The organism is Pseudomonas sp. FW306-02-D09B, assembly GCF_058782685.1.
Genome location: NZ_JBYSXY010000016.1, coordinates 96,855 through 116,576, shown reverse-complemented (window position 1 = coordinate 116,576; position 19,722 = coordinate 96,855). Strand labels below are relative to the sequence as shown.

Here is a 19,722-nt window from a genome sequence, read left to right as displayed (position 1 = left end):
ACCGCAAATCCAATGTGGGAGCGGCGATGCGGCGACCCGACTTGCTCGCGAAGGCGTAGTGTCAGTCGACATCAATATTGCCTGACCCACCGTCTTCGCGAGCAAGCCCGCTCCCACAGGGTTCGTGTTACCTGAATTTATGAGGAAACAATGGCAGTTGAATTTCGTTCGGCCCAGCGCGCGGATGCGCGGGAGATTGCTCGCCTGTTTCAGATTTCATCAGAAGGCGCCGCGGATTACATCTGGAGCCAACTGGCGGAGCCCGGCCAGGACCTGCTGGATGTCGGTGCCAGTCGCTACGCCCGTGAAGATGTGGATTTCTCCTATCAAAACTGCCTGATCGCGCAGGCAGAGGGCAAGGTCATTGGCATGCTGCACAGCTATGTGATGCGTCACGATCCGCTGGCCGCTCCCGTCACCGATCCGGTCCTGGCGCCGTATGCCAAGCTGGAAATCCCCGACACCCTCTACATATCGAGCCTGGCGCTGCATGAGGGCTGGCGCAACCAGGGCCTGGGCCAACAATTCCTCGCCTACGCTTACGACCGTGCCAACCAGTTGGGGCTCAATGGCTTGAGCCTGATCGACTACGCGGCGAACACCGGTGCCCGTCGGTTTTACGAGCGACATGGCTTCCGTGTCGTCGATAGCTGCCAGATCACACCCCATCCGATGATTCGGGTCACGGGTGAAGCCTATTTGATGTATCGGCCTTAAGGCATCAACCAAGTTCCTGTGGGAGCAAACCTGCTCCCACAGGGGTGATGTATTTACCCACAATCCCTGTTAGCGCTTCTGTGGATAACATGTTCACCCCTCGCTACACCCCACGCATCTCAAGCCCTGCAAGCCCTTGTACGAAAAACAACCAGCCTAACCCCGCGTTTTTTCGAGCTTTTTTTAGTGGATAAGGGCGTGTGTAGCTCAAGACTTGCCCCCAATCTCTGTTGGCGCTTCTGTGGATAAGATGTTTGCTGTCCGCTGTAAGCCATACAGGTCGTGGCTTTCAAGCTTCTGGTTAATAAATGACCAAATGCTGGGTTTTACCCTCCGCTGACTGTTCAAGCCCACGAAATATGCAGCCTGGACGTGGTTTTCCACAGCGCACTGAATAGTTTGCACAGTTGCCCCCAAAGTCTGTTGGCGCTTCTGTGGATAAGGTGTTTGCGATCCTCTGTGAGCCATGAATAACGTGGCTTGCAGGGTTTTGATCAAAAAATAGGCAGTGGCTGTCGAAAACCGATCAATTGAATAAGTCACGGATTTTATTCAGTTTCTGTGGAGAAAACTTCCGGCCTTTCCACAGTTGTCCCCATTAGCTGTGGGTGGAGGTGTGGATAACTTGTTCGCGGAAGGCTGTACGCCACGTTCCATATAGGCTGGAACGCGATAGATCATATTTCGTACAGTTCTAAAGACCAGGGGTGTGTATTCAGGGGAGGGATGTAGTGACTGGTAGGACGCTATCGTCGGAACGCCGCCCGGAGCAAGCCCGCTCCCACACTTGACCGGTTCGTTCACTGAGTTTGTGAACACCACCGATCCAATGTGGGAGCGGGCTTGCTCGCGAAGCTTTTGAGGCTTAGCCGTGAACCGGCACGCCCTTGAGGTACGGCGCAGGTTCTGCACCCAGGTTGTTCAACAGGCGCTCGCTGTACCAATCCACGAAGTTCACCACGCCGAACTCGTAAGTCTTGGAGTACGGGCCTGGCTGGTACGCCGTGGAGTTGATCCCGCGCTGGTTCTCTTCGGCCAGGCGACGGTCTTCGTTGTTGGTCGCATCCCAGACTTCACGCATGCGCTCGACGTCGTAATCCACGCCTTCGACAGCGTCCTTGTGCACCAGCCATTTGGTGGTGACCATGGTTTCCTGCGCGCTGATCGGCCACACAGTGAACACAATGATGTGATCGCCCATGCAGTGGTTCCACGAGTGCGGCAGGTGCAGGATGCGCATGGAGCCCAGATCCGGGTTCTGGATCCGGCCCATGAGTTTCTTGCAGGCTTGCTTACCGTCGAGGGTCATCGACACGGTGCCCTTGAGCAGCGGCATACGCACGATGCGGTTACGCAGGCCGAAGCTGGCGTGTGCGTAAGGAATCTTCTCGGCTTCCCAGGCAGCGGCAGAAGCGGCTACGTGGTCCTTGAACGCCTGGTCGGCACGCGGGTCGGTGACGTCGTCCCATTCCAGCAGGGTTTTCAGCAGTGCCGGGTGCGACGCGTTGCAGTGGTAGCACTCGCGGTTGTTTTCCAGCACCAGCTTCCAGTTGGCCTGTTCCACCAGGGTGGTTTGCACCGCCACCTTGGTGTTTTCCATGTCGTACGGTTCCATGTAATGGTTCAGTGTCGACAGGAAGTCATCGATGGCTGGCGGGTTTTCCGCGAGGCTGACGAAGATGTAGCCGCCAGCGGTCTTCACGTTGACCGGTTTCAGTCCGTACTGCTTCATGTCGAAGTCGTCGCCCATCTCGGAGCCGGCGAACAACAGGCGGCCGTCCAACTCGTAGGTCCACTGGTGGTAGTGGCAGACCAGCTTGGCGACTTTGCCTTTTTCACTGGTGCACAGACGCGAACCACGGTGGCGGCAGACGTTATGGAAGGCATGGACCACGCCTTCTGCGCCCCGAATCACAATGATCGGGTTCTTGCCGATCTGCAGGGTCAGGTAGTTGCCCTTGGTCGGGATTTCGCAGGTCATGCCGGCGATCAACCACTCTTTCTGGAAGATCTCCTGCATGTCGATATCGAACAACCGCTCATCAGAGTAGAACGGCTGTGGCAGCGAAAATGTACGCTCGCGCTCTTGCAGCATCTGCGCGGTGGCCTTGCGTGCGGGTTCCAGTGGATCGCCCAAGCTCAAGGTAGTGGTGACGTCCATCGTTTAAGTCCTCATGGCCATCTGTGTGGCCGGCGAATAGTGGCTAATCAGGGTTGCTACGCAAGGCAGAAAACAGCGTTTATCTGTTGAGGCGAGTGTGGGGCCGGCGCAGGCTGGAACCTTATCCATGGGCGACATGGCCCAATCTGTTCCCGACGCTCAACCCCCGGTGGTTGTGGGCTGGTCGCGATAAGTACGTGAATGTCGTAGATAGGTAAGTGGCCACTGCACACCTTGCGCAGAATCGGCAACATGAGGTCGACAGTCGACCGTGGAGATCAGCATGTCCAATAGTTTCCTGAACCCGGTAACCACCCAGACCTGGGCCAATGGCCGGCACATTGTCCGTTGCGTCAAAGTCATCCAGGAAACCTGGGATGTGCGGACCTTCTGCTTCATGGCCGACCAGCCGATCATGTTCTTCTTCAAACCGGGGCAGTTCGTCACCCTGGAGCTGGAGATCGAGGGCGTGCCGATCATGCGCTCGTACACCATTTCCAGTTCGCCGTCGGTGCCTTACAGCTTTTCGGTGACCATCAAGCGCGTACCGGGCGGCAAGGTTTCCAACTGGCTGCATGACACCCTGCACGAAGGCCAGGAGCTGGCGGTGCACGGGCCGGTCGGCCTGTTCAACGCGATGGATTTCACCGCACCGAAAGTGCTCTATCTCAGCGGCGGTGTCGGGATCACCCCGGTAATGTCCATGGCTCGCTGGTTCTACGACACCAACGGCAATGTCGACATGGTGTTTATCCACAGTGCCCGCTCGCCAAAAGACATCATCTATCACCGCGAGCTGGAGCACATGGCGTCGCGGATCGATAACTTCAGCCTGCACCTGATCTGTGAGAAGCACGGACTGGGCGAGCCTTGGGCCGGTTATCGCGGCTACCTGAACCATAAAATGCTGGAGCTGATGGCGCCGGACTTCCTTGAACGCGAGGTCTTCTGCTGCGGCCCGACCCCTTACATGCACGCGGTCAAACGCCTGCTGGAAGCCGCTGGCTTCGACATGAAGCGTTACCACGAAGAATCTTTCGGTGCTACACCGCCCGAGGCTCGTGCCGATGCGGTGGAGCAAGCCGAACAAGCGGCCGACGCCCCGGAAATCGATGTAGCCGATCTGCATCAAGTGGAATTCACCGCGTCCGGCAAAAGCATCCGCGTGGCGCCGGGTGAAACCGTCCACGCCGCCGCCGCCAAGCTTGGCCTGTTGATTCCGAAAGCCTGCGGGATGGGGATTTGCGGAACGTGCAAGGTAATGAAGCTGGGCGGGGAAGTCGAGATGGAGCACAACGGCGGGATCACCGAAGAAGACGAAGCCGAGGGTTACATCCTGTCGTGCTGCAGCGTGCCGAAAGGGGATGTACGGATCGAGTTCTGATTGGCTCTGGCTCAGAACCTGTGGCGAGGGGGCTTGCCCCCGTTGGGCTGCGTAGCAGCCCCAAACCCTGAGAGTGCGGTCTGTCAGGCAGACCGTGTTTGCTGAATTTACGACGGCTTCGCCGCCGAGCGGGAGCAAGCTCCCTCGCCACAAAGTTTCATTTCATTCTGGTGAGGGTATTACCCCGCCATCACTTCCCGAATATCCGCCGCCAATTCCCGAACGCGCTCTACCTCGGTATCCCACGAGCACATGAAGCGGGCGCCGCCTTTGCCGATGAAGGTATAGAAACGCCAGCTCTTGGCGGTCAGTGCCGCGACGGCCGATTCCGAGAGTTGCAGGAACACGCCGTTGGCTTGTACCGGGAACATCAGCTCAACGCCCGGAATGTCGCTCACCAGCTCGGCCAGCAGCTGTGCGCAGTAGTTGGCGTGGCGGGCGTGTTTGAGCCAGGCGTCGTTTTCCAGCAGACCGACCCATGGCGCCGAAAGAAAACGCATTTTCGACGCCAGTTGCCCGGCCTGTTTGCAGCGGTAGTCGAAGTCTTCGGCCAGCTTGTGGTTGAAGAACAGAATCGCCTCACCCACCGCCATACCGTTTTTCGTCCCGCCGAAGCACAACACATCGACACCGGCCTTCCAGGTCAGGTCCGCTGGCGTGCAATCAAGGAACGCGCAGGCGTTGGAGAAGCGCGCGCCGTCCATATGCAGGTTCAGGCCCAGTTCCTTACAGGTGGCGCTGATGGCGCGGATTTCTTCCGGGGTGTAGATGCTGCCGACTTCGGTCGCCTGGGTCAGGGTCACGACGCGCGGTTTCGGGTAGTGAATGTCCTGGCGCTTGAGGGCGATTTCACGGATCGATTCCGGGGTCAGCTTGCCGTTTTCAGTGCGTGCGATGAGCAGCTTGGAGCCGTTGGAGAAGAATTCCGGCGCGCCGCATTCGTCGGTTTCGACGTGGGCAGTTTCCGAGCAGATCACGCTGTGGTAGCTCTGGCACAGTGACGACAGCGCCAGGGAGTTGGCGGCGGTGCCGTTGAAGGCGAAGAACACTTCGCAGTCGGTTTCGAACAATTTGCGGAAATCGTCCGAGGCGCGCGCCGTCCACTCATCGTCGCCATAAGCGCGTTGGTGGCCTTGATTGGCCTGTTCCATGGCGGCCCAGGCTTCCGGGCAGATACCGGAATAGTTGTCGCTGGCGAATTGTTGGCTCTTGTCGGTCATGGCCGGCTCCGTGGTCGATGATGGTGCGCACTGTACCCAGATTTGCAGGAAGCGCACATCTGCTGATTCTGTAGGAAAAGTCGTGTTGTAAACACCCTGTGGCGAGGGAGCTTGCTCCCGCTGGATCGCGTAGCGGTCCCAAAGCCAATAAATGCGGGCTGTCTGATAAAGCGCATTAGCCGGTATTGCGACTGCTGCGCCCGAACGCGGACCGGCCGAACGGGAGCAAGCGTCCTCGCGACAAGAGCCCGCCAGTCGGCGGCATTTATCCCGGCGTGCCAACCCATGTCGTAAACGCACCTTTGCGTGGCGTCCATAGGCATTTGACCTGTCTGCGCCGGCCATACCATCGCATCCAAAGGGCACTGCCGTAAGGTACGTGCCTCACCGAGACGAAAGGCGCACAAGCCGCCGCTGGGAGAGACGCGATGTTCAGCAAGCAAGACCAGATCAAGGGTTACGACGATGCACTGCTGGCGGCGATGAATGCCGAAGAGCTGCGCCAGGAAGATCACATCGAGCTGATCGCGTCAGAGAACTACACCAGCAAACGCGTCATGGAAGCGCAAGGCAGTGGCCTGACCAACAAATACGCCGAAGGTTATCCAGGCAAGCGCTACTACGGCGGCTGCGAGCACGTCGACAAGGTCGAAGCGCTGGCCATCGAACGCGCCAAACTGCTGTTCGGTGCCGATTACGCTAACGTCCAGCCGCACTCCGGCTCGTCGGCCAACAGCGCCGTTTACCTGGCCCTGCTGCAAGCCGGCGACACCATTCTCGGCATGAGCCTGGCCCATGGCGGTCACCTGACCCACGGCGCCAAGGTGTCGTCCTCGGGCAAGCTGTACAACGCCGTGCAGTACGGCATCGACACCAAAACCGGCCTGATCGACTACGACGAAGTCGAGCGTTTGGCCGTCGAATGCAAGCCGAAGATGATCGTCGCCGGCTTCTCGGCTTACTCCAAGACTCTGGACTTCCCACGTTTCCGTCAGATCGCCGACAAGGTCGGTGCGCTGCTGTTCGTCGACATGGCGCACGTTGCCGGTCTGGTCGCTGCCGGCCTGTACCCGAACCCGCTGCCGTATGCCGACGTGGTGACCACCACCACCCACAAGACCCTGCGTGGTCCGCGTGGCGGCCTGATCCTGGCCAAGGCTAACGAAGAAATCGAGAAAAAGCTCAACGCGGCAGTCTTCCCCGGTGCCCAGGGCGGCCCGCTGATGCACGTGATCGCCGGTAAGGCGGTGTGCTTCAAAGAAGCGTTGGAGCCTGGCTTCAAGGCTTACCAGCAACAAGTGATCGACAACGCACAGGCAATGGCCAGCGTTTTCATCAAACGTGGCTACGATGTAGTGTCCGGCGGTACGGATAACCACCTGTTCCTGGTGAGCTTGATCCGTCAGGGCCTGACCGGTAAGGAAGCCGACGCCGCTTTGGGTCGTGCCCACATCACCGTGAACAAGAACGCCGTACCGAACGATCCACAATCGCCGTTCGTCACCTCGGGCCTGCGTATCGGCACCCCGGCGGTCACCACGCGCGGCTTTAAAGTTACCCAGTGCGTTGAACTGGCCGGCTGGATCTGCGACATCCTCGACAACCTCGGCGACGCCGATGTCGAGGCCAATGTTGCCAAGCATGTGGCAGCTGTGTGCGCGGACTTCCCGGTTTATCGCTGAGCGCGGTTTTGGAGTAAATGACTATGCAACGCTACTCAGGCTTCGGCCTCTTCAAACACTCCCTCAGCCACCACGAAAACTGGCAGCGGATGTGGCGCACGCCGACTCCGAAAAAAGTCTACGACGTGGTCATCGTCGGCGGCGGCGGGCATGGTCTGGCGACCGCCTACTACCTGGCCAAGGAACACGGCATCACTAACGTGGCCGTGGTCGAGAAGGGCTGGCTGGGCGGCGGTAACACCGCGCGCAACACCACCATCGTGCGTTCCAACTACCTGTGGGACGAGTCGGCCCACCTGTACGAACACGCGATGAAACTCTGGGAAGGTCTGTCCCAGGACCTGAACTACAACGTGATGTTCTCCCAGCGTGGCGTCTACAACCTATGCCACACCCTGCAGGACATTCGTGATTCCGAGCGTCGGGTCAGCGCCAACCGCCTCAACGGCGTCGATGGCGAACTGCTCACCGCTCAGCAAGTGGCTGACGAGATTCCGTACCTCGACTGCTCGAAAAACACTCGCTACCCGGTGATGGGCGCTACCGTCCAGCGTCGCGGCGGCGTGGCCCGTCACGATGCCGTGGCCTGGGGCTTTGCCCGTGCGGCCGACGCCTTGGGCGTGGACCTGATCCAGCAGACCGAAGTGATCGGTTTCCGCAAGGAAAACGGTGTGTGCATCGGTGTTGAAACCAACAAGGGCTTCATCGGCGCCAAGCGCGTCGGTGTAGTCACCGCGGGTAACTCCGGGCACATGGCCAAACTGGCCGGTTTCCGTCTGCCGATCGAATCCCACCCGCTGCAAGCGCTGGTGTCCGAGCCGATCAAGCCGATTATCGACAGCGTGATCATGTCCAACGCCGTACACGGTTACATCAGCCAGTCCGACAAGGGCGACCTGGTAATCGGTGCCGGTATCGACGGCTACAACGGCTACGGCCAGCGTGGTTCGTACCCGGTGATCGAGCACACCATCCAGGCCATCGTCGAGATGTTCCCGGTGTTGTCCCGCGTACGCATGAACCGCCAGTGGGGCGGCATCGTCGACACCACGCCGGACGCCTGCCCGATCATCTCGAAAACGCCGGTACCGAACATGTTCTTCAACTGCGGTTGGGGCACCGGTGGTTTCAAAGCAACTCCGGGCTCGGGCAACGTGTTTGCCGCCAGCCTTGCCAAGGGTGAAATGCACCCATTGGCTGCACCTTTCTCCATCGACCGCTTCCACAGCGGTGCGTTGATCGATGAACACGGCGCTGCTGCGGTCGCCCACTAACAGGAGAAATCCCTATGTTGCACATCTTCTGTCCTCACTGCGGCGAACTGCGCTCCGAAGAGGAATTCCATGCATCCGGCCAGGCGCACATCCCGCGTCCACTGGACCCGAGCGCTTGCACCGACGAGCAGTGGGGGGACTACATGTTCTTCCGTGATAACCCTCGCGGGTTGCACCACGAACTGTGGGATCACGTCGCCGGTTGCCGTCAGTATTTCAACGTCACCCGTGACACCGTGACCTACGAGATTCTCGAAACCTACAAGATCGGCACCAAGCCGCAGTTCACCGACAAGACTGAAAGTCCGAAAGCGGCCGCGCAGGCTCTGGGAGCGAAGGTATGAGCCAGATCAATCGCCTGTCCAACGGTGGACGGATCGACCGCAACAAAGTCCTGAGCTTCACCTTCAACGGTCAGGTCTACAAGGGCTTTGAAGGCGACTCCCTGGCCGCTGCATTGCTGGCCAACGGCGTCGACATCATCGGTCGCAGCTTCAAGTATTCGCGTCCTCGCGGGATCTTCGCCGCAGGTGCTGAAGAGCCGAACGCGGTGCTGCAGATCGGCGCTACCGAAGCCACGCAAATTCCTAACGTGCGCGCCACTCAACAGGCGCTGTACCAGGGCCTCGTCGCCACCAGCACCAACGGCTGGCCGAGCGTAAACAACGACATGATGGGGATTCTCGGCAAGGTCGGCGGCAAGCTGATGCCGCCGGGCTTCTACTACAAAACCTTCATGTACCCGCAATCGTTCTGGATGACCTACGAGAAGTACATTCGTAAGGCTGCAGGTCTCGGTCGTTCGCCGACCGAAAACGATCCGGACACCTACGACTACATGAACCAGCACTGCGACGTGCTGATCGTCGGCGGTGGCCCGGCCGGTCTGGCGGCTGCCTTGGCAGCTGCGCGCAGCGGCGCCCGAGTGATTCTGGCCGATGAACAGGAAGAGTTTGGCGGCAGCCTGCTCGATTCCCGCGAAAGCCTCGATGGCAAACCAGCCACCGAGTGGGTCGCCAGTGTCATTGCCGAGCTCAAGAACACCCCTGACGTGTTGCTGTTGCCTCGTGCGACCGTCAACGGTTACCACGACCACAACTTCCTGACCATTCACGAACGCCTCACCGATCACCTCGGCGACCGCGCACCGATCGGCCAGGTTCGTCAGCGTATCCACCGGGTTCGCGCCAAGCGCGTAGTGCTGGCAACGGGGGCTCACGAGCGTCCGCTGGTCTACGGCAACAACGACGTGCCGGGCAACATGCTCGCCGGTGCCGTCTCGACTTACGTGCGCCGTTACGGCGTAGCACCGGGCAAGAAACTGGTGCTGTCGACCAACAACGATCACGCCTACCGCGTGGCGCTGGACTGGCTCGACGCCAGCCTGCAAGTGGTGGCCATCGCCGATGCGCGGAGCAATCCTCGCGGTGCGCTGGTCGAAGAAGCACGCGCCAAAGGCATCCGTATCCTGACTGGCAGCGCCGTCATCGAAGCACGCGGCAGCAAGCGCGTCACCGCTGCTCGTGTTGCCGCGATCGACGTCAAGGCGCACACCGTCACCAGCCCTGGCGAGTGGCTTGAATGCGATCTGGTTGCCAGTTCCGGCGGCTACAGCCCGGTGGTTCACCTGGCGTCGCACTTGGGTGGCAAACCGATCTGGCGTGAAGACATCCTCGGTTTCATCCCGGGCGAAGCACCGCAAAAACGCGTTTGCGTGGGCGGCATCAATGGCGTCTACAGCCTCGGCGATTCTTTGGCCGACGGTTTTGAAGGCGGCGTGCGCGCGGCCAGCGAAGCCGGCTTCAAAGCGGTCGAAGGCGTTCTGCCAAAAGCCCTGAGCCGTGTCGAAGAACCGACTCTGGCGCTGTTCCAGGTGCCGCATGAAAAGGCTACCGCACGTGCGCCGAAGCAATTCGTCGACCTGCAGAACGACGTCACCGCGGCCGCCATCGAACTGGCGACCCGCGAGGGCTTCGAGTCGGTCGAGCACGTAAAACGTTACACCGCACTGGGCTTCGGTACTGACCAGGGCAAGCTTGGCAACGTCAACGGTCTGGCCATCGCCGCCCGTTCGCTGAACGTGACCATCCCACAGATGGGCACCACCATGTTCCGCCCGAACTACACGCCGGTGACATTCGGTGCGGTTGCCGGTCGTCACTGTGGGCACATCTTCGAACCAGTGCGTTACACCGCACTGCACGCCTGGCACGTGAAAAACGGCGCCGAGTTCGAAGACGTCGGTCAGTGGAAACGTCCTTGGTACTTCCCGAAAAACGGTGAAGACCTGCATGCCGCGGTGAAACGCGAATGCCTGGCCGTGCGTGAAAGCGTTGGCCTGCTGGATGCCTCGACACTCGGCAAGATCGACATTCAAGGCCCGGATGCGCGTGAGTTCCTCAACCGCGTCTACACCAACGCCTGGACCAAGCTCGACGTGGGCAAGGCTCGTTATGGCCTGATGTGTAAAGAAGACGGGATGGTCTTCGACGACGGCGTTACTGCTTGCCTCGCCGACAACCACTTCGTGATGACCACCACCACCGGCGGCGCTGCGCGCGTGCTGCAATGGCTGGAAATCTACCACCAGACCGAATGGCCAGACCTGAAGGTGTACTTCACCTCGGTTACCGACCACTGGGCGACCATGACCCTGTCGGGGCCGAACAGCCGCAAGCTGCTCAGCGAAGTCACCGACATCGATCTGGACCGGGACGGTTTCCCGTTCATGACCTGGAAAGAAGGTTTGGTCGGTGGTGTGCCGGCGCGGGTGTTCCGGATCTCGTTTACCGGTGAGCTGTCGTACGAAGTCAACGTACAGGCCGACTACGCCATGGGCGTCCTGGAAAAAATCGTCGAGGCTGGCAAGAAGTACAACCTGACGCCGTACGGCACTGAAACCATGCACGTCCTGCGGGCCGAGAAGGGGTTCATCATCGTCGGCCAGGACACTGACAGCTCGATGACCCCGGACGACCTGAACATGGGCTGGTGCGTCGGTCGCACCAAACCGTTCTCGTGGATCGGCTGGCGTGGCATGAACCGTGAAGACTGTGTGCGTGATCAGCGCAAACAGTTGGTCGGCCTCAAGCCGATCGACCCGACCAAATGGCTGCCGGAAGGTGCGCAACTGGTGTTCAACACCAAGCAAACGATCCCGATGAGCATGGTCGGTCACGTGACCTCCAGCTACGCCCACAACTCCCTTGGCTACTCGTTTGCCATGGGTGTGGTCAAAGGTGGCTTGAAGCGCATCGGCGAGCGTGTGTTCGCGCCGTTGGCCGACGGCAGCGTGATCGAAGCGGAAATCGTTTCTTCGGTGTTCTTCGATCCGAAAGGCGATCGCCAGAACATCTAGTGGCCTCAGTTCTTGTGGATGGGCATGACACTGAGTCGGCCCATTCGCGAGCAAGCCCGCTCCCACAGGGGAACGCGGTCGAATGTGGGAGCGGGCTTGCTCGCGAAGGCGGTAGAACAGCCACCACAGGAACCGGCCCCAACAGAATTGATAAAGGTGCTTTATGACCACAGCCAACGTTTACCAACAGCGCCCAACCACTGGGGCAAAGGCCGAGTCGTCGCTGCACCACGCGGGCCTGCAAAGCCTGGTGGGCAAGGGCCGTAAAAACGCCGGTGTCACCGTGCGTGAGAAAAAACTCCTGGGTCACCTGACCATTCGTGGTGATGCCCACAACCCGGCATTCGCCGCTGGCGTGCACAAGGCCCTGGGCCTTGAACTGCCGGTCGCGCTGACCGTGGTCGCCAAAGGCGAAACCAGCCTGCAATGGATGGGCCCGGACGAGTGGCTGCTGATCGTGCCTAGCGGCGAAGAGTTCGCCGCCGAGAAAAAACTGCGTGAAGCCCTGGGCGATTTGCATATCGCTATCGTCAACGTCAGCGGTGGCCAACAGATTCTTGAACTGAGCGGCCCGAAAGTCCGCGAAGTGCTGATGAAGTCCACCAGCTACGACGTGCACCCCAACAACTTCCCGGTGGGCAAAGCGGTGGGCACGGTGTTCGCCAAATCGCAACTGGTGATCCGCCACACCGCTGAAGACACCTGGGAACTGCTGATCCGTCGCAGCTTCTCGGATTACTGGTGGCTGTGGTTGCAGGATGCAGCGGCTGAGTATGGCCTTAGCGTCCAGGCCTGATCTGTGGCGAGGGAGCTTGCTCCCGCCGGGCTGCGCAGCAGCCCCAATGCCATCTATAGCATTCCGCCAGTGAGACCGAATCCGTAGATTTACGACTGCTACGCAGCCGACGGGAGCAAGCTCCCTCGCCACAAAGGAGTCACCGCATTATGAGCCGCGCACCAGACACATGGATTTTGACTGCCCATTGCCCAAGCGTCCTGGGCACGGTGGATGCGGTGACCCGCTTTTTGTTCGAACAGGGTTGCTACGTCACCGAGCACCACTCCTTCGATGATCGGCTGTCTGCACGTTTCTTCATTCGCGTGGAGTTTCGTCAGCCGTCGAGTTTCGACGAACAGGCATTCCGCACAGGCTTGGCCGAACGGACCGACGCGTTCGGCATGGTGTTCGAACTGACCCCGCCGCACCACCGGCCAAAAGTGGTGATCATGGTCTCCAAGGCTGATCACTGCCTCAACGATTTGCTCTATCGCCAGCGCATTGGCCAACTGGCGATGGATGTAGTCGCGGTGGTGTCCAACCACCCGGACCTCAAGCCGCTGGCCGACTGGCACGGGATTCCCTATTACCACTTCCCGCTCGACCCGAACGACAAGCCAGCACAAGAGCGGCAGGTCTGGCAGGTGATCGAAGAGTCCGGTGCAGAGCTGGTGGTGCTTGCGCGCTACATGCAAGTGCTGTCGCCGGAGCTGTGCCGCAAGCTCGATGGTAAAGCGATCAACATTCACCACTCGTTGCTGCCTGGTTTCAAAGGCGCCAAGCCGTATCACCAGGCCTACAACAAGGGCGTGAAACTGGTGGGCGCCACGGCGCACTACATCAACAACGACCTCGACGAAGGCCCGATCATCGCCCAGGGCGTGGAAGCGGTGGATCACAGCCATTACCCCGAAGACCTGATTGCCAAAGGCCGGGATATCGAGGGGCTGACGTTGGCCCGGGCAGTGGGTTATCACATTGAACGGCGGGTGTTTCTCAACGCCAACAGAACAGTAGTTCTTTAGATTTTTGGGGCCGCTTCGCGACCCATCGCGGGCGGGCCTTGCTCCTGCAGTGATCGCGTCGTCCCGTTATCTAACGGCCGACATCACCTCGTAGGAGCAAAGCTTGCTCGCGATGAGGCCCTTACAGACAACACAAGACACAAGCACTAACCCAAGCAATCTACGCGTTGCCCTCAGTTGGCAACGCGGTTTCATAAAAACAACAGCGAGGTGAAAGCATGTCTGGTAATCGTGGTGTGGTGTATCTCGGCGCAGGCAAGGTCGAAGTACAGAAAATCGACTATCCCAAAATGCAGGACCCGCGCGGCAGGAAGATCGAGCACGGCGTCATCCTGCGCGTGGTATCCACCAATATCTGTGGTTCCGACCAGCACATGGTACGTGGTCGCACCACGGCTCAAACCGGTCTGGTGCTGGGCCACGAGATCACGGGTGAAGTGATCGAGAAGGGCAGCGGTGTCGAGAACCTGCAGATCGGCGACTTGGTGTCGGTACCTTTCAACGTTGCCTGTGGCCGTTGCCGTTCGTGCAAAGAGCAACATACTGGCGTCTGCCTGAGCGTTAACCCGGCGCGTCCGGGCGGTGCCTATGGTTATGTCGACATGGGTGACTGGACCGGTGGCCAAGCCGAATACGCGTTTGTGCCGTATGCCGACTTCAACCTGCTGAAACTTCCAGATCGCGACCGGGCCATGGAAAAAATCCGTGACCTGACCTGTCTCTCCGACATCCTGCCCACCGGTTACCACGGCGCAGTGACTGCCGGCGTTGGCCCTGGCAGCACCGTGTACGTCGCCGGCGCCGGCCCGGTTGGCCTGGCAGCTGCCGCTTCCGCTCGCCTGCTGGGTGCTGCGGTGGTGATCATCGGTGACGTCAACCCGATCCGCCTGGCCCATGCCAAGGCTCAGGGTTTCGAAATCGCCGACCTGTCGACAGACACCCCACTGCACGAACAAATCGCTGCACTGTTGGGCGAACCGGAAGTGGACTGCGCCGTCGATGCCGTAGGCTTCGAAGCTCGCGGTCACGGCCATGCCGGGGTGAAACACGAAGCACCGGCCACCGTACTCAACTCGCTGATGGGCGTGGTTCGGGTTGCCGGCAAAATCGGTATCCCAGGCCTGTACGTGACAGAAGATCCGGGTGCAGTCGACGCCGCCGCGAAAATGGGCAGCCTGAGCATCCGCTTCGGTCTGGGCTGGGCCAAATCCCACAGCTTCCACACCGGCCAGACCCCGGTGATGAAGTACAACCGCCAACTGATGCAGGCGATCATGTGGGATCGCATCAAGATTGCCGACATCGTGGGTGTCGAGGTCATCAGCCTCGACGACGCACCACGTGGTTACGGCGAATTCGATGCCGGCGTACCGAAGAAGTTTGTGATCGATCCGCACAAGTTGTTCAGCGCGGCGTAAGGCTTCACGCAAACAAGAACGGCGACCTTCGGGTCGCCGTTTTTTTATGCTCGGAATACCAACCCTGTGGCGAGGGAGCTTGCTCCCGCTGAGCTGCGAAGCAGCTCCAAAACCATTCACCTTGGTGTGTCAGTCAAAACATGTCAGTCGGTTTACGACTGCTTCGCAGCCGAGCGGGAGCAAGCTCCCTCACCACAGTGGATGGCTACAACCCCGCTAACGCTCCTTGATACAACACCGGCCCGGTCGGCTGCCCGGTCGGCGAACCGCCTTCAGGCTCCAGGCTGACCGCCAGCGCTATCGGTTTACCGAGCAGCGCATGCTGTTTCTCGCTCAACGCGACTCGACCTTTGCCGCCGGCCGGGATTACGCCCAGGGAAATCGGTTTGCCATCCGCTGGAACCGCCCACAATTCGAGGCTGTGTCCGGGGGCGACGGTGGCCAGGGCCAGCGGTTCGACTTGCAGATAATCGTCGTGAGCCTTGATTCGCAAGGCAGGCTGCGCGCTGGCGCTGAGCAAGGTGGCGCTGTACTGGCTGCTGTCGCGGTTGTAGAGAATGCCCAGCGTCACGGCCACCAGCAGCGAGCAGACGGCCACCGTCACACGCAACCAGTTCCAGAACGGACGTTTGGCCGGCACGTGCAGTTCTTGCGGTTCGATTCGCGCATTGATGGCTGTCCATACCCGGTCGGGCACGGGCACTTCCACCAGCGGCTCGTTGAGGCTGGCCAGGCTTTCTTGCCACTTGGCCAGCTCAACGCGCAACTCGGCGTCGTCCAGCAGCAGCTGTTCGAAGCGGCGGCGTGCGGCGGCGGGCATCAGGCCAATCGCGTAGTCGGCGGCGAGGGCACGGCGCAGGCTTCTGGATTGATAGTTCATGATTCAAGGCACCTGCGCAGGCGCTCCATGCCACGGCGAATCCAGGACTTGACCGAGCCCAGGGGCGCCGCCAGATGATCGGCCAGTTCAGAACAGGACAAACCCTGAAAGTAGGCCACGGTGATCGATTGACGCTGCATGCCTTCAAGGGTCTCGAGACAGCGCTTCAGCGCGCTGGCTTCACGGTCGCTGCTGAGCAACTCCTGGGCCGAGGGCGCTTCGTCGACCAGCGCCTGTTCTTCCAGTTCGCTGAGGCGGCGGTCGCGGTGTTTGCGTAACTGGTCGATGGCCTGGTTGCGGGTGATGTTGATCATCCAGGTCATCGGCGCCGACAAATGCGCCTGGTAGCGCGAGGCGTTGTTCCAGATGCGCACGAAGCTTTCCTGCAGCACTTCTTCGGCCAGGTCGCTGCGCCCCATGAAGCGCAGCGCCACGCCATGCAGGCGCGGTGCAACGCTGCGGTAGAGCGTTTCGAACGCACGGCGGTCACCCAGTGAACACTGGGCGAGCAGCTGTCTGAGCGGTTCGGCGTCGGCGCTGGAAATGACCGTTCTCCAAACAATCCCGGTGGGTATGCGCTGTCGGTTGCAGGCTGAGGTTAGTTCACGGCGCGTTGTTGTTCCATTCACGGCGACAGCCCTCAAGGCAACGCCGGCCCTGATCCACAGGGCCGGCGTCAGCGCTTAGCTTTTCGGCATCAGCACTTTGTCGATGACTTGAATCACGCCGTTGGATTGGTACACGTCATAGGTCGTGATGTCGGCGGTGGCGCCTTTTTCGTCCTTGAGGGTGATGTTGTGCGGGCCGTTCATCGTCACCCACAGCTTGCCGCCGCTGACGGTGGTGAGTTCGGCTTTACCGCCGCCGGCCTTGATCTGCTGGGCCAGCGTCGCCATGTCGAATTTGCCGGCGACCACGTGGTAGGTAAGGATATGGCTCAGCGTGGCTTTGTTGGCAGGTTTGAGCAGAGTGTCGACGGTGCCGGCGGGCAGGGCGGCGAACGCCGAGTTGACCGGTGCGAACACGGTGAACGGGCCTTTACCCTTGAGGGTATCGACCAGGCCAGCGGCTTTCACCGCGGCGACCAGAGTGGTGTGATCCGCCGAGTTCACGGCGTTATCGATGATGTCCTTGCTCGGCATCATGGCTTGTCCGCCGACTATTACAGAGTCGTGGCTCATGTCTGCCGCGTGCACGCTGTTGAGGGTCAAACCGCAGGTTACGGCCAGGCTCAGCAGGCTGGCGATCAACGGGGTTTTAATCGTAGTGCGCTTCATGGTGATTGTCCTAGGTGAGGAATCGGCCAGGAATGTCTGTCCGTGCTTGATATACGCAGTGGGTCAGAGATCGGATGCAGCGCAGGAAAAATATTTTTCGGCTAGATTTCACGCACGCCGGTGTGGCGCACAATGGCCGGGAACAATTAATGTCGCGACCAGTTAAACGGCTGGTTTCCGCCACCTGATTGCAGGTGGCTTTCAGGGTTCAGGAGTTGCTTTCGATGAAGATTTCACGCGGTTTTGCTTTGGCTTCGCTCATGTCCCTGGCGACCAGCCCGGTCTTCGCCGCAGGCTTCAGCCTGAACGATGTGGCCGGTGCCGTGTCCGGTATGCAGGGCAGCGACAAGACGGCTGCCGCTGCACCGACCCCGCAGGCAGCAGGTCTGTTGAGCGCGCTGAGTTCGCTGAACGTCACCCCGGAGCAGGCGATTGGTGGCACAGGAGCCATGTTGGGGCTGGCGAAGAATCAGCTGGGCGCGGCCGATTATTCCCAGTTGACCAATAAAGTGCCGGGTCTTGATCAGCTGTCGGGCAGCAATGCATTGGGCAGCCTGGGGGGTTTGAGCGGTTTGCTCAGTGGTTCGCCGGGTAAGTCGACAGGCCTGGACAGCGCCTTGGACAACGTCAAGAACACCAATGACCTGAACAATGCCTTCACCGCGTTGGGCATGGACAGCGGCATGATCGGCCAGTTTGCCCCGATCCTGCTGCAATACCTCGGTCAGCAGGGTGTTGGCGGTTCGCTACTCAACAGCCTCGGCGGGATCTGGGGCGCCGGCGGCTGATTCAACCTGCTCGGCGCGCAAGGCGTCGATGCATGAGCCCTTCTCGGTCCAGAGCTGGTTGACCCGGTTCTGGACGCTCTGGCAAAACACCGGATCGTTGCAGTGCTGAAAAAGGCTGGCGTCGCCACGGAACAATGCCTGACCCGTTCCGGTCAAACCAGCAGTTTTCCGCCCGCATTCGGGTGGCTTTCAGGGTTCAGGAGTTGGTTTCGATGAAGATTTCACGCGGTTTTGCTTTGGCTTCGCTCATGACCCTGGCGACCAGCCCGGTCTTCGCTGCCGGCTTCAGCCTGAACGATGTGGCGGGTGTCATGTCCGGCATGCAGGACGGCGACGAGACGGCGGCCACTGCATCGACCCCGCAGGCAACAGGCCTGTTGAGCGCGCTGAGTGTGCTGAACGTGACCCCGGAACAGGCCATCGGTGGCACGAGCGCGATGCTGGGTCTGGCGAAGAACCAGCTGAGCTCGACCGACTATTCACAGTTGACTAAAGACGCGCCGGGGTTGGGCATGCTGTCGGCTGGCGGTGGTCTGGGTATGCTTGGCGGACTGCTCGGTGGCTCGTCCGGCAAGTCGTCGCCTCTGGACAGCGTCCTGGGCAACCTGGATAACGTGAAGAACACCAATGACCTGAGCAGCGCCTTCAGCGCGCTGGGCATGGACGGCGGCATGATCGGCCAGTTCACCCCGATCCTGCTGCAATTCCTCGGTCAGCAGGGTGTCGGTGGTTCGCTACTCAATAGCCTTGGCGGGATCTGGGGCGCCGACGGCTGATTCAGTCCGCTCGGCGCGCAACGCGTCGATGCGTAAGTCCTTCTCGGTCCAGAGCTGGTTGACCCAGTTCTGGACGCTCTGGCGAAACGCCGGATCGTTTTCGTAATCGCCCTGGCACAACGCCGGATCCAGCTCGCGGGTCTTGATGTCGATGATCACTCTTGGCACCGCACCGCTGATCAAATCCCAGAAACCCGGAATCTTCGCCTGTGGATACACCACAGTCACATCGAGCACCGCATCCAGCTGTTCACCCAACGCCGCCAATACAAACGCCACGCCGCCCGCCTTGGGTTTGAGTAAGTGCTTGAACGGCGATTGCTGTTCGGTGCGTTTGGCTGGTGTGAAGCGAGTGCCTTCCAGGTAATTGACCACGCTCACCGGTTGGCGTTTGAACAACTCGCAGGCGGCTTTGGTGATCTCCAGGTCCTTGCCGTGCAGTTCCGGGTGCCGGGCCAGGAAAGCTTTGCTGTAGCGCTTCATGAATGGGTAATCCAGTGCCCACCAGGCCAGGCCCAGAAACGGTACCCAGATCAGCTCTTTCTTCAGGAAGAACTTGAAGAACGGCGTGCGCCGGTTGAGCGTCTGGATCAGCGCCGGGATGTCGACCCAGGACTGGTGGTTGCTGATCACCAGGTAAGAGGTGTCGGCCCGCAGGCCTTCGCCGCCGCGAATGTCCCATTGTGTGGGGATGCACAGGGCGAAAATCAGTTTGTCGATTTCGGCCCAGGTCTCGGCGATCCACATCACCGCCGCGCTGGCATCATCACGAAAGCGCCCCGGCAAGAGCAGTTTCAGCAGGGCAAACACCATCAACGGACCGAACAGGACCAGGGTGTTGAGTAACAGCAGCAAGGTGACGAAACAGCCGGTGAGCAGGCGGCGCATAAATAACTCTTGGAAGCGTTTGGGCGCGCAATGATAAGCAGCTTCGGCCCAGAGGCCAAATGCGGGTGGCGACGAATGTTTCACTTTTGTCTGGGT

Annotated in this window: 17 protein-coding genes; 11 read left to right on the top strand and 6 right to left on the bottom strand. The window is 60.2% G+C overall.

Going from position 1 to position 19,722, the window contains the following annotated elements:
* Positions 1-150 precede the first annotated feature (150 nt).
* The gene (locus tag AC3WK5_RS23575; protein ID WP_103315864.1) at positions 151-717 is read left to right on the top strand and encodes a GNAT family N-acetyltransferase; all 567 of its coding nucleotides are present in this window, start codon (positions 151-153) and stop codon (positions 715-717) included.
* An 865-nt stretch (positions 718-1,582) separates the two neighbouring features.
* On the opposite strand, the gene gbca is transcribed toward AC3WK5_RS23575, so the two are convergent.
* Entirely contained in the window at positions 1,583-2,878 is a 1,296-nt protein-coding gene (gene gbca, locus AC3WK5_RS23570) for a glycine betaine monooxygenase oxygenase subunit (protein ID WP_103315865.1), read from the bottom strand.
* Between the two features lie 283 nt (positions 2,879-3,161).
* On the opposite strand from gbca, the gene gbcB reads away from it, so the two are divergent.
* Positions 3,162-4,262 (top strand): glycine betaine monooxygenase reductase subunit, encoded by a 1,101-nt coding sequence (gene gbcB / locus AC3WK5_RS23565; RefSeq protein ID WP_054594373.1) that lies wholly within the window; start codon positions 3,162-3,164, stop codon positions 4,260-4,262.
* A gap of 179 nt (positions 4,263-4,441) precedes the next feature.
* Here gbcB and AC3WK5_RS23560 read toward each other — a convergent pair whose 3' ends face one another.
* Positions 4,442-5,482: a threonine aldolase family protein gene (locus AC3WK5_RS23560; RefSeq protein ID WP_103315867.1), complete on the bottom strand. Its 1,041-nt coding sequence runs from the start codon at positions 5,480-5,482 to the stop codon at positions 4,442-4,444.
* 428 nt (positions 5,483-5,910) lie between these two features.
* On the opposite strand from AC3WK5_RS23560, the gene glyA reads away from it, so the two are divergent.
* From glyA to fdhA, 7 genes are all read left to right on the top strand, one after another.
* Entirely contained in the window at positions 5,911-7,164 is a 1,254-nt protein-coding gene (gene glyA / locus AC3WK5_RS23555) for a serine hydroxymethyltransferase (RefSeq protein ID WP_103315868.1), read from the top strand.
* A 23-nt stretch (positions 7,165-7,187) separates the two neighbouring features.
* Positions 7,188-8,438 carry a sarcosine oxidase subunit beta gene (locus AC3WK5_RS23550; RefSeq protein ID WP_019693993.1) on the top strand — a complete coding sequence of 417 codons (1,251 nt, stop codon included), beginning with the start codon at positions 7,188-7,190 and terminating at the stop codon, positions 8,436-8,438.
* Between the two features lie 14 nt (positions 8,439-8,452).
* Positions 8,453-8,782 carry a sarcosine oxidase subunit delta gene (locus tag AC3WK5_RS23545; RefSeq protein ID WP_054594370.1) on the top strand — a complete coding sequence of 110 codons (330 nt, stop codon included), beginning with the start codon at positions 8,453-8,455 and terminating at the stop codon, positions 8,780-8,782.
* A complete protein-coding gene (locus AC3WK5_RS23540; protein WP_103315869.1) occupies positions 8,779-11,796 on the top strand; it encodes a sarcosine oxidase subunit alpha in 3,018 nt (1,005 codons plus the stop codon). The genes AC3WK5_RS23545 and AC3WK5_RS23540 overlap by 4 nt, the downstream gene beginning before the upstream one ends.
* 163 nt (positions 11,797-11,959) lie before the next feature.
* Positions 11,960-12,592, top strand: coding sequence for a sarcosine oxidase subunit gamma (locus AC3WK5_RS23535; protein ID WP_054594368.1), 633 nt, complete (start codon positions 11,960-11,962; stop codon positions 12,590-12,592).
* A gap of 149 nt (positions 12,593-12,741) precedes the next feature.
* The gene (gene purU, locus AC3WK5_RS23530; protein ID WP_054594367.1) at positions 12,742-13,599 is read left to right on the top strand and encodes a formyltetrahydrofolate deformylase; all 858 of its coding nucleotides are present in this window, start codon (positions 12,742-12,744) and stop codon (positions 13,597-13,599) included.
* Between the two features lie 218 nt (positions 13,600-13,817).
* The gene (gene fdhA / locus AC3WK5_RS23525) at positions 13,818-15,017 is read left to right on the top strand and encodes a formaldehyde dehydrogenase, glutathione-independent (protein ID WP_019580688.1); all 1,200 of its coding nucleotides are present in this window, start codon (positions 13,818-13,820) and stop codon (positions 15,015-15,017) included.
* Between the two features lie 205 nt (positions 15,018-15,222).
* Here fdhA and AC3WK5_RS23520 read toward each other — a convergent pair whose 3' ends face one another.
* The 3 genes from AC3WK5_RS23520 to AC3WK5_RS23510 are packed head-to-tail and all read right to left on the bottom strand — an operon-like array spanning position 15,223 to position 17,174.
* The gene (locus tag AC3WK5_RS23520) at positions 15,223-15,897 is read right to left on the bottom strand and encodes an anti-sigma factor (protein WP_103315870.1); all 675 of its coding nucleotides are present in this window, start codon (positions 15,895-15,897) and stop codon (positions 15,223-15,225) included.
* Complete coding sequence (locus AC3WK5_RS23515; RefSeq protein WP_103315871.1) at positions 15,894-16,526, bottom strand: sigma-70 family RNA polymerase sigma factor; 633 nt, start codon at positions 16,524-16,526, stop codon at positions 15,894-15,896. The genes AC3WK5_RS23520 and AC3WK5_RS23515 overlap by 4 nt, the downstream gene beginning before the upstream one ends.
* A gap of 54 nt (positions 16,527-16,580) precedes the next feature.
* Positions 16,581-17,174, bottom strand: a complete 594-nt coding sequence (locus AC3WK5_RS23510; RefSeq protein WP_103315872.1) for a fasciclin domain-containing protein — start codon at positions 17,172-17,174, stop codon at positions 16,581-16,583.
* A gap of 224 nt (positions 17,175-17,398) precedes the next feature.
* On the opposite strand from AC3WK5_RS23510, the gene AC3WK5_RS23505 reads away from it, so the two are divergent.
* Both AC3WK5_RS23505 and AC3WK5_RS23500 read left to right on the top strand, forming a co-directional pair.
* Positions 17,399-17,962 carry a DUF2780 domain-containing protein gene (locus tag AC3WK5_RS23505; RefSeq protein ID WP_103315873.1) on the top strand — a complete coding sequence of 188 codons (564 nt, stop codon included), beginning with the start codon at positions 17,399-17,401 and terminating at the stop codon, positions 17,960-17,962.
* Between the two features lie 212 nt (positions 17,963-18,174).
* Entirely contained in the window at positions 18,175-18,738 is a 564-nt protein-coding gene (locus tag AC3WK5_RS23500; RefSeq protein WP_103315874.1) for a DUF2780 domain-containing protein, read from the top strand.
* Here the strand turns inward: AC3WK5_RS23500 and yihG are convergent.
* Positions 18,697-19,626 carry a 1-acylglycerol-3-phosphate O-acyltransferase, YihG family gene (yihG, locus tag AC3WK5_RS23495; RefSeq protein WP_103315875.1) on the bottom strand — a complete coding sequence of 310 codons (930 nt, stop codon included), beginning with the start codon at positions 19,624-19,626 and terminating at the stop codon, positions 18,697-18,699. The genes AC3WK5_RS23500 and yihG overlap by 42 nt on opposite strands.
* Positions 19,627-19,722 lie beyond the last annotated feature (96 nt).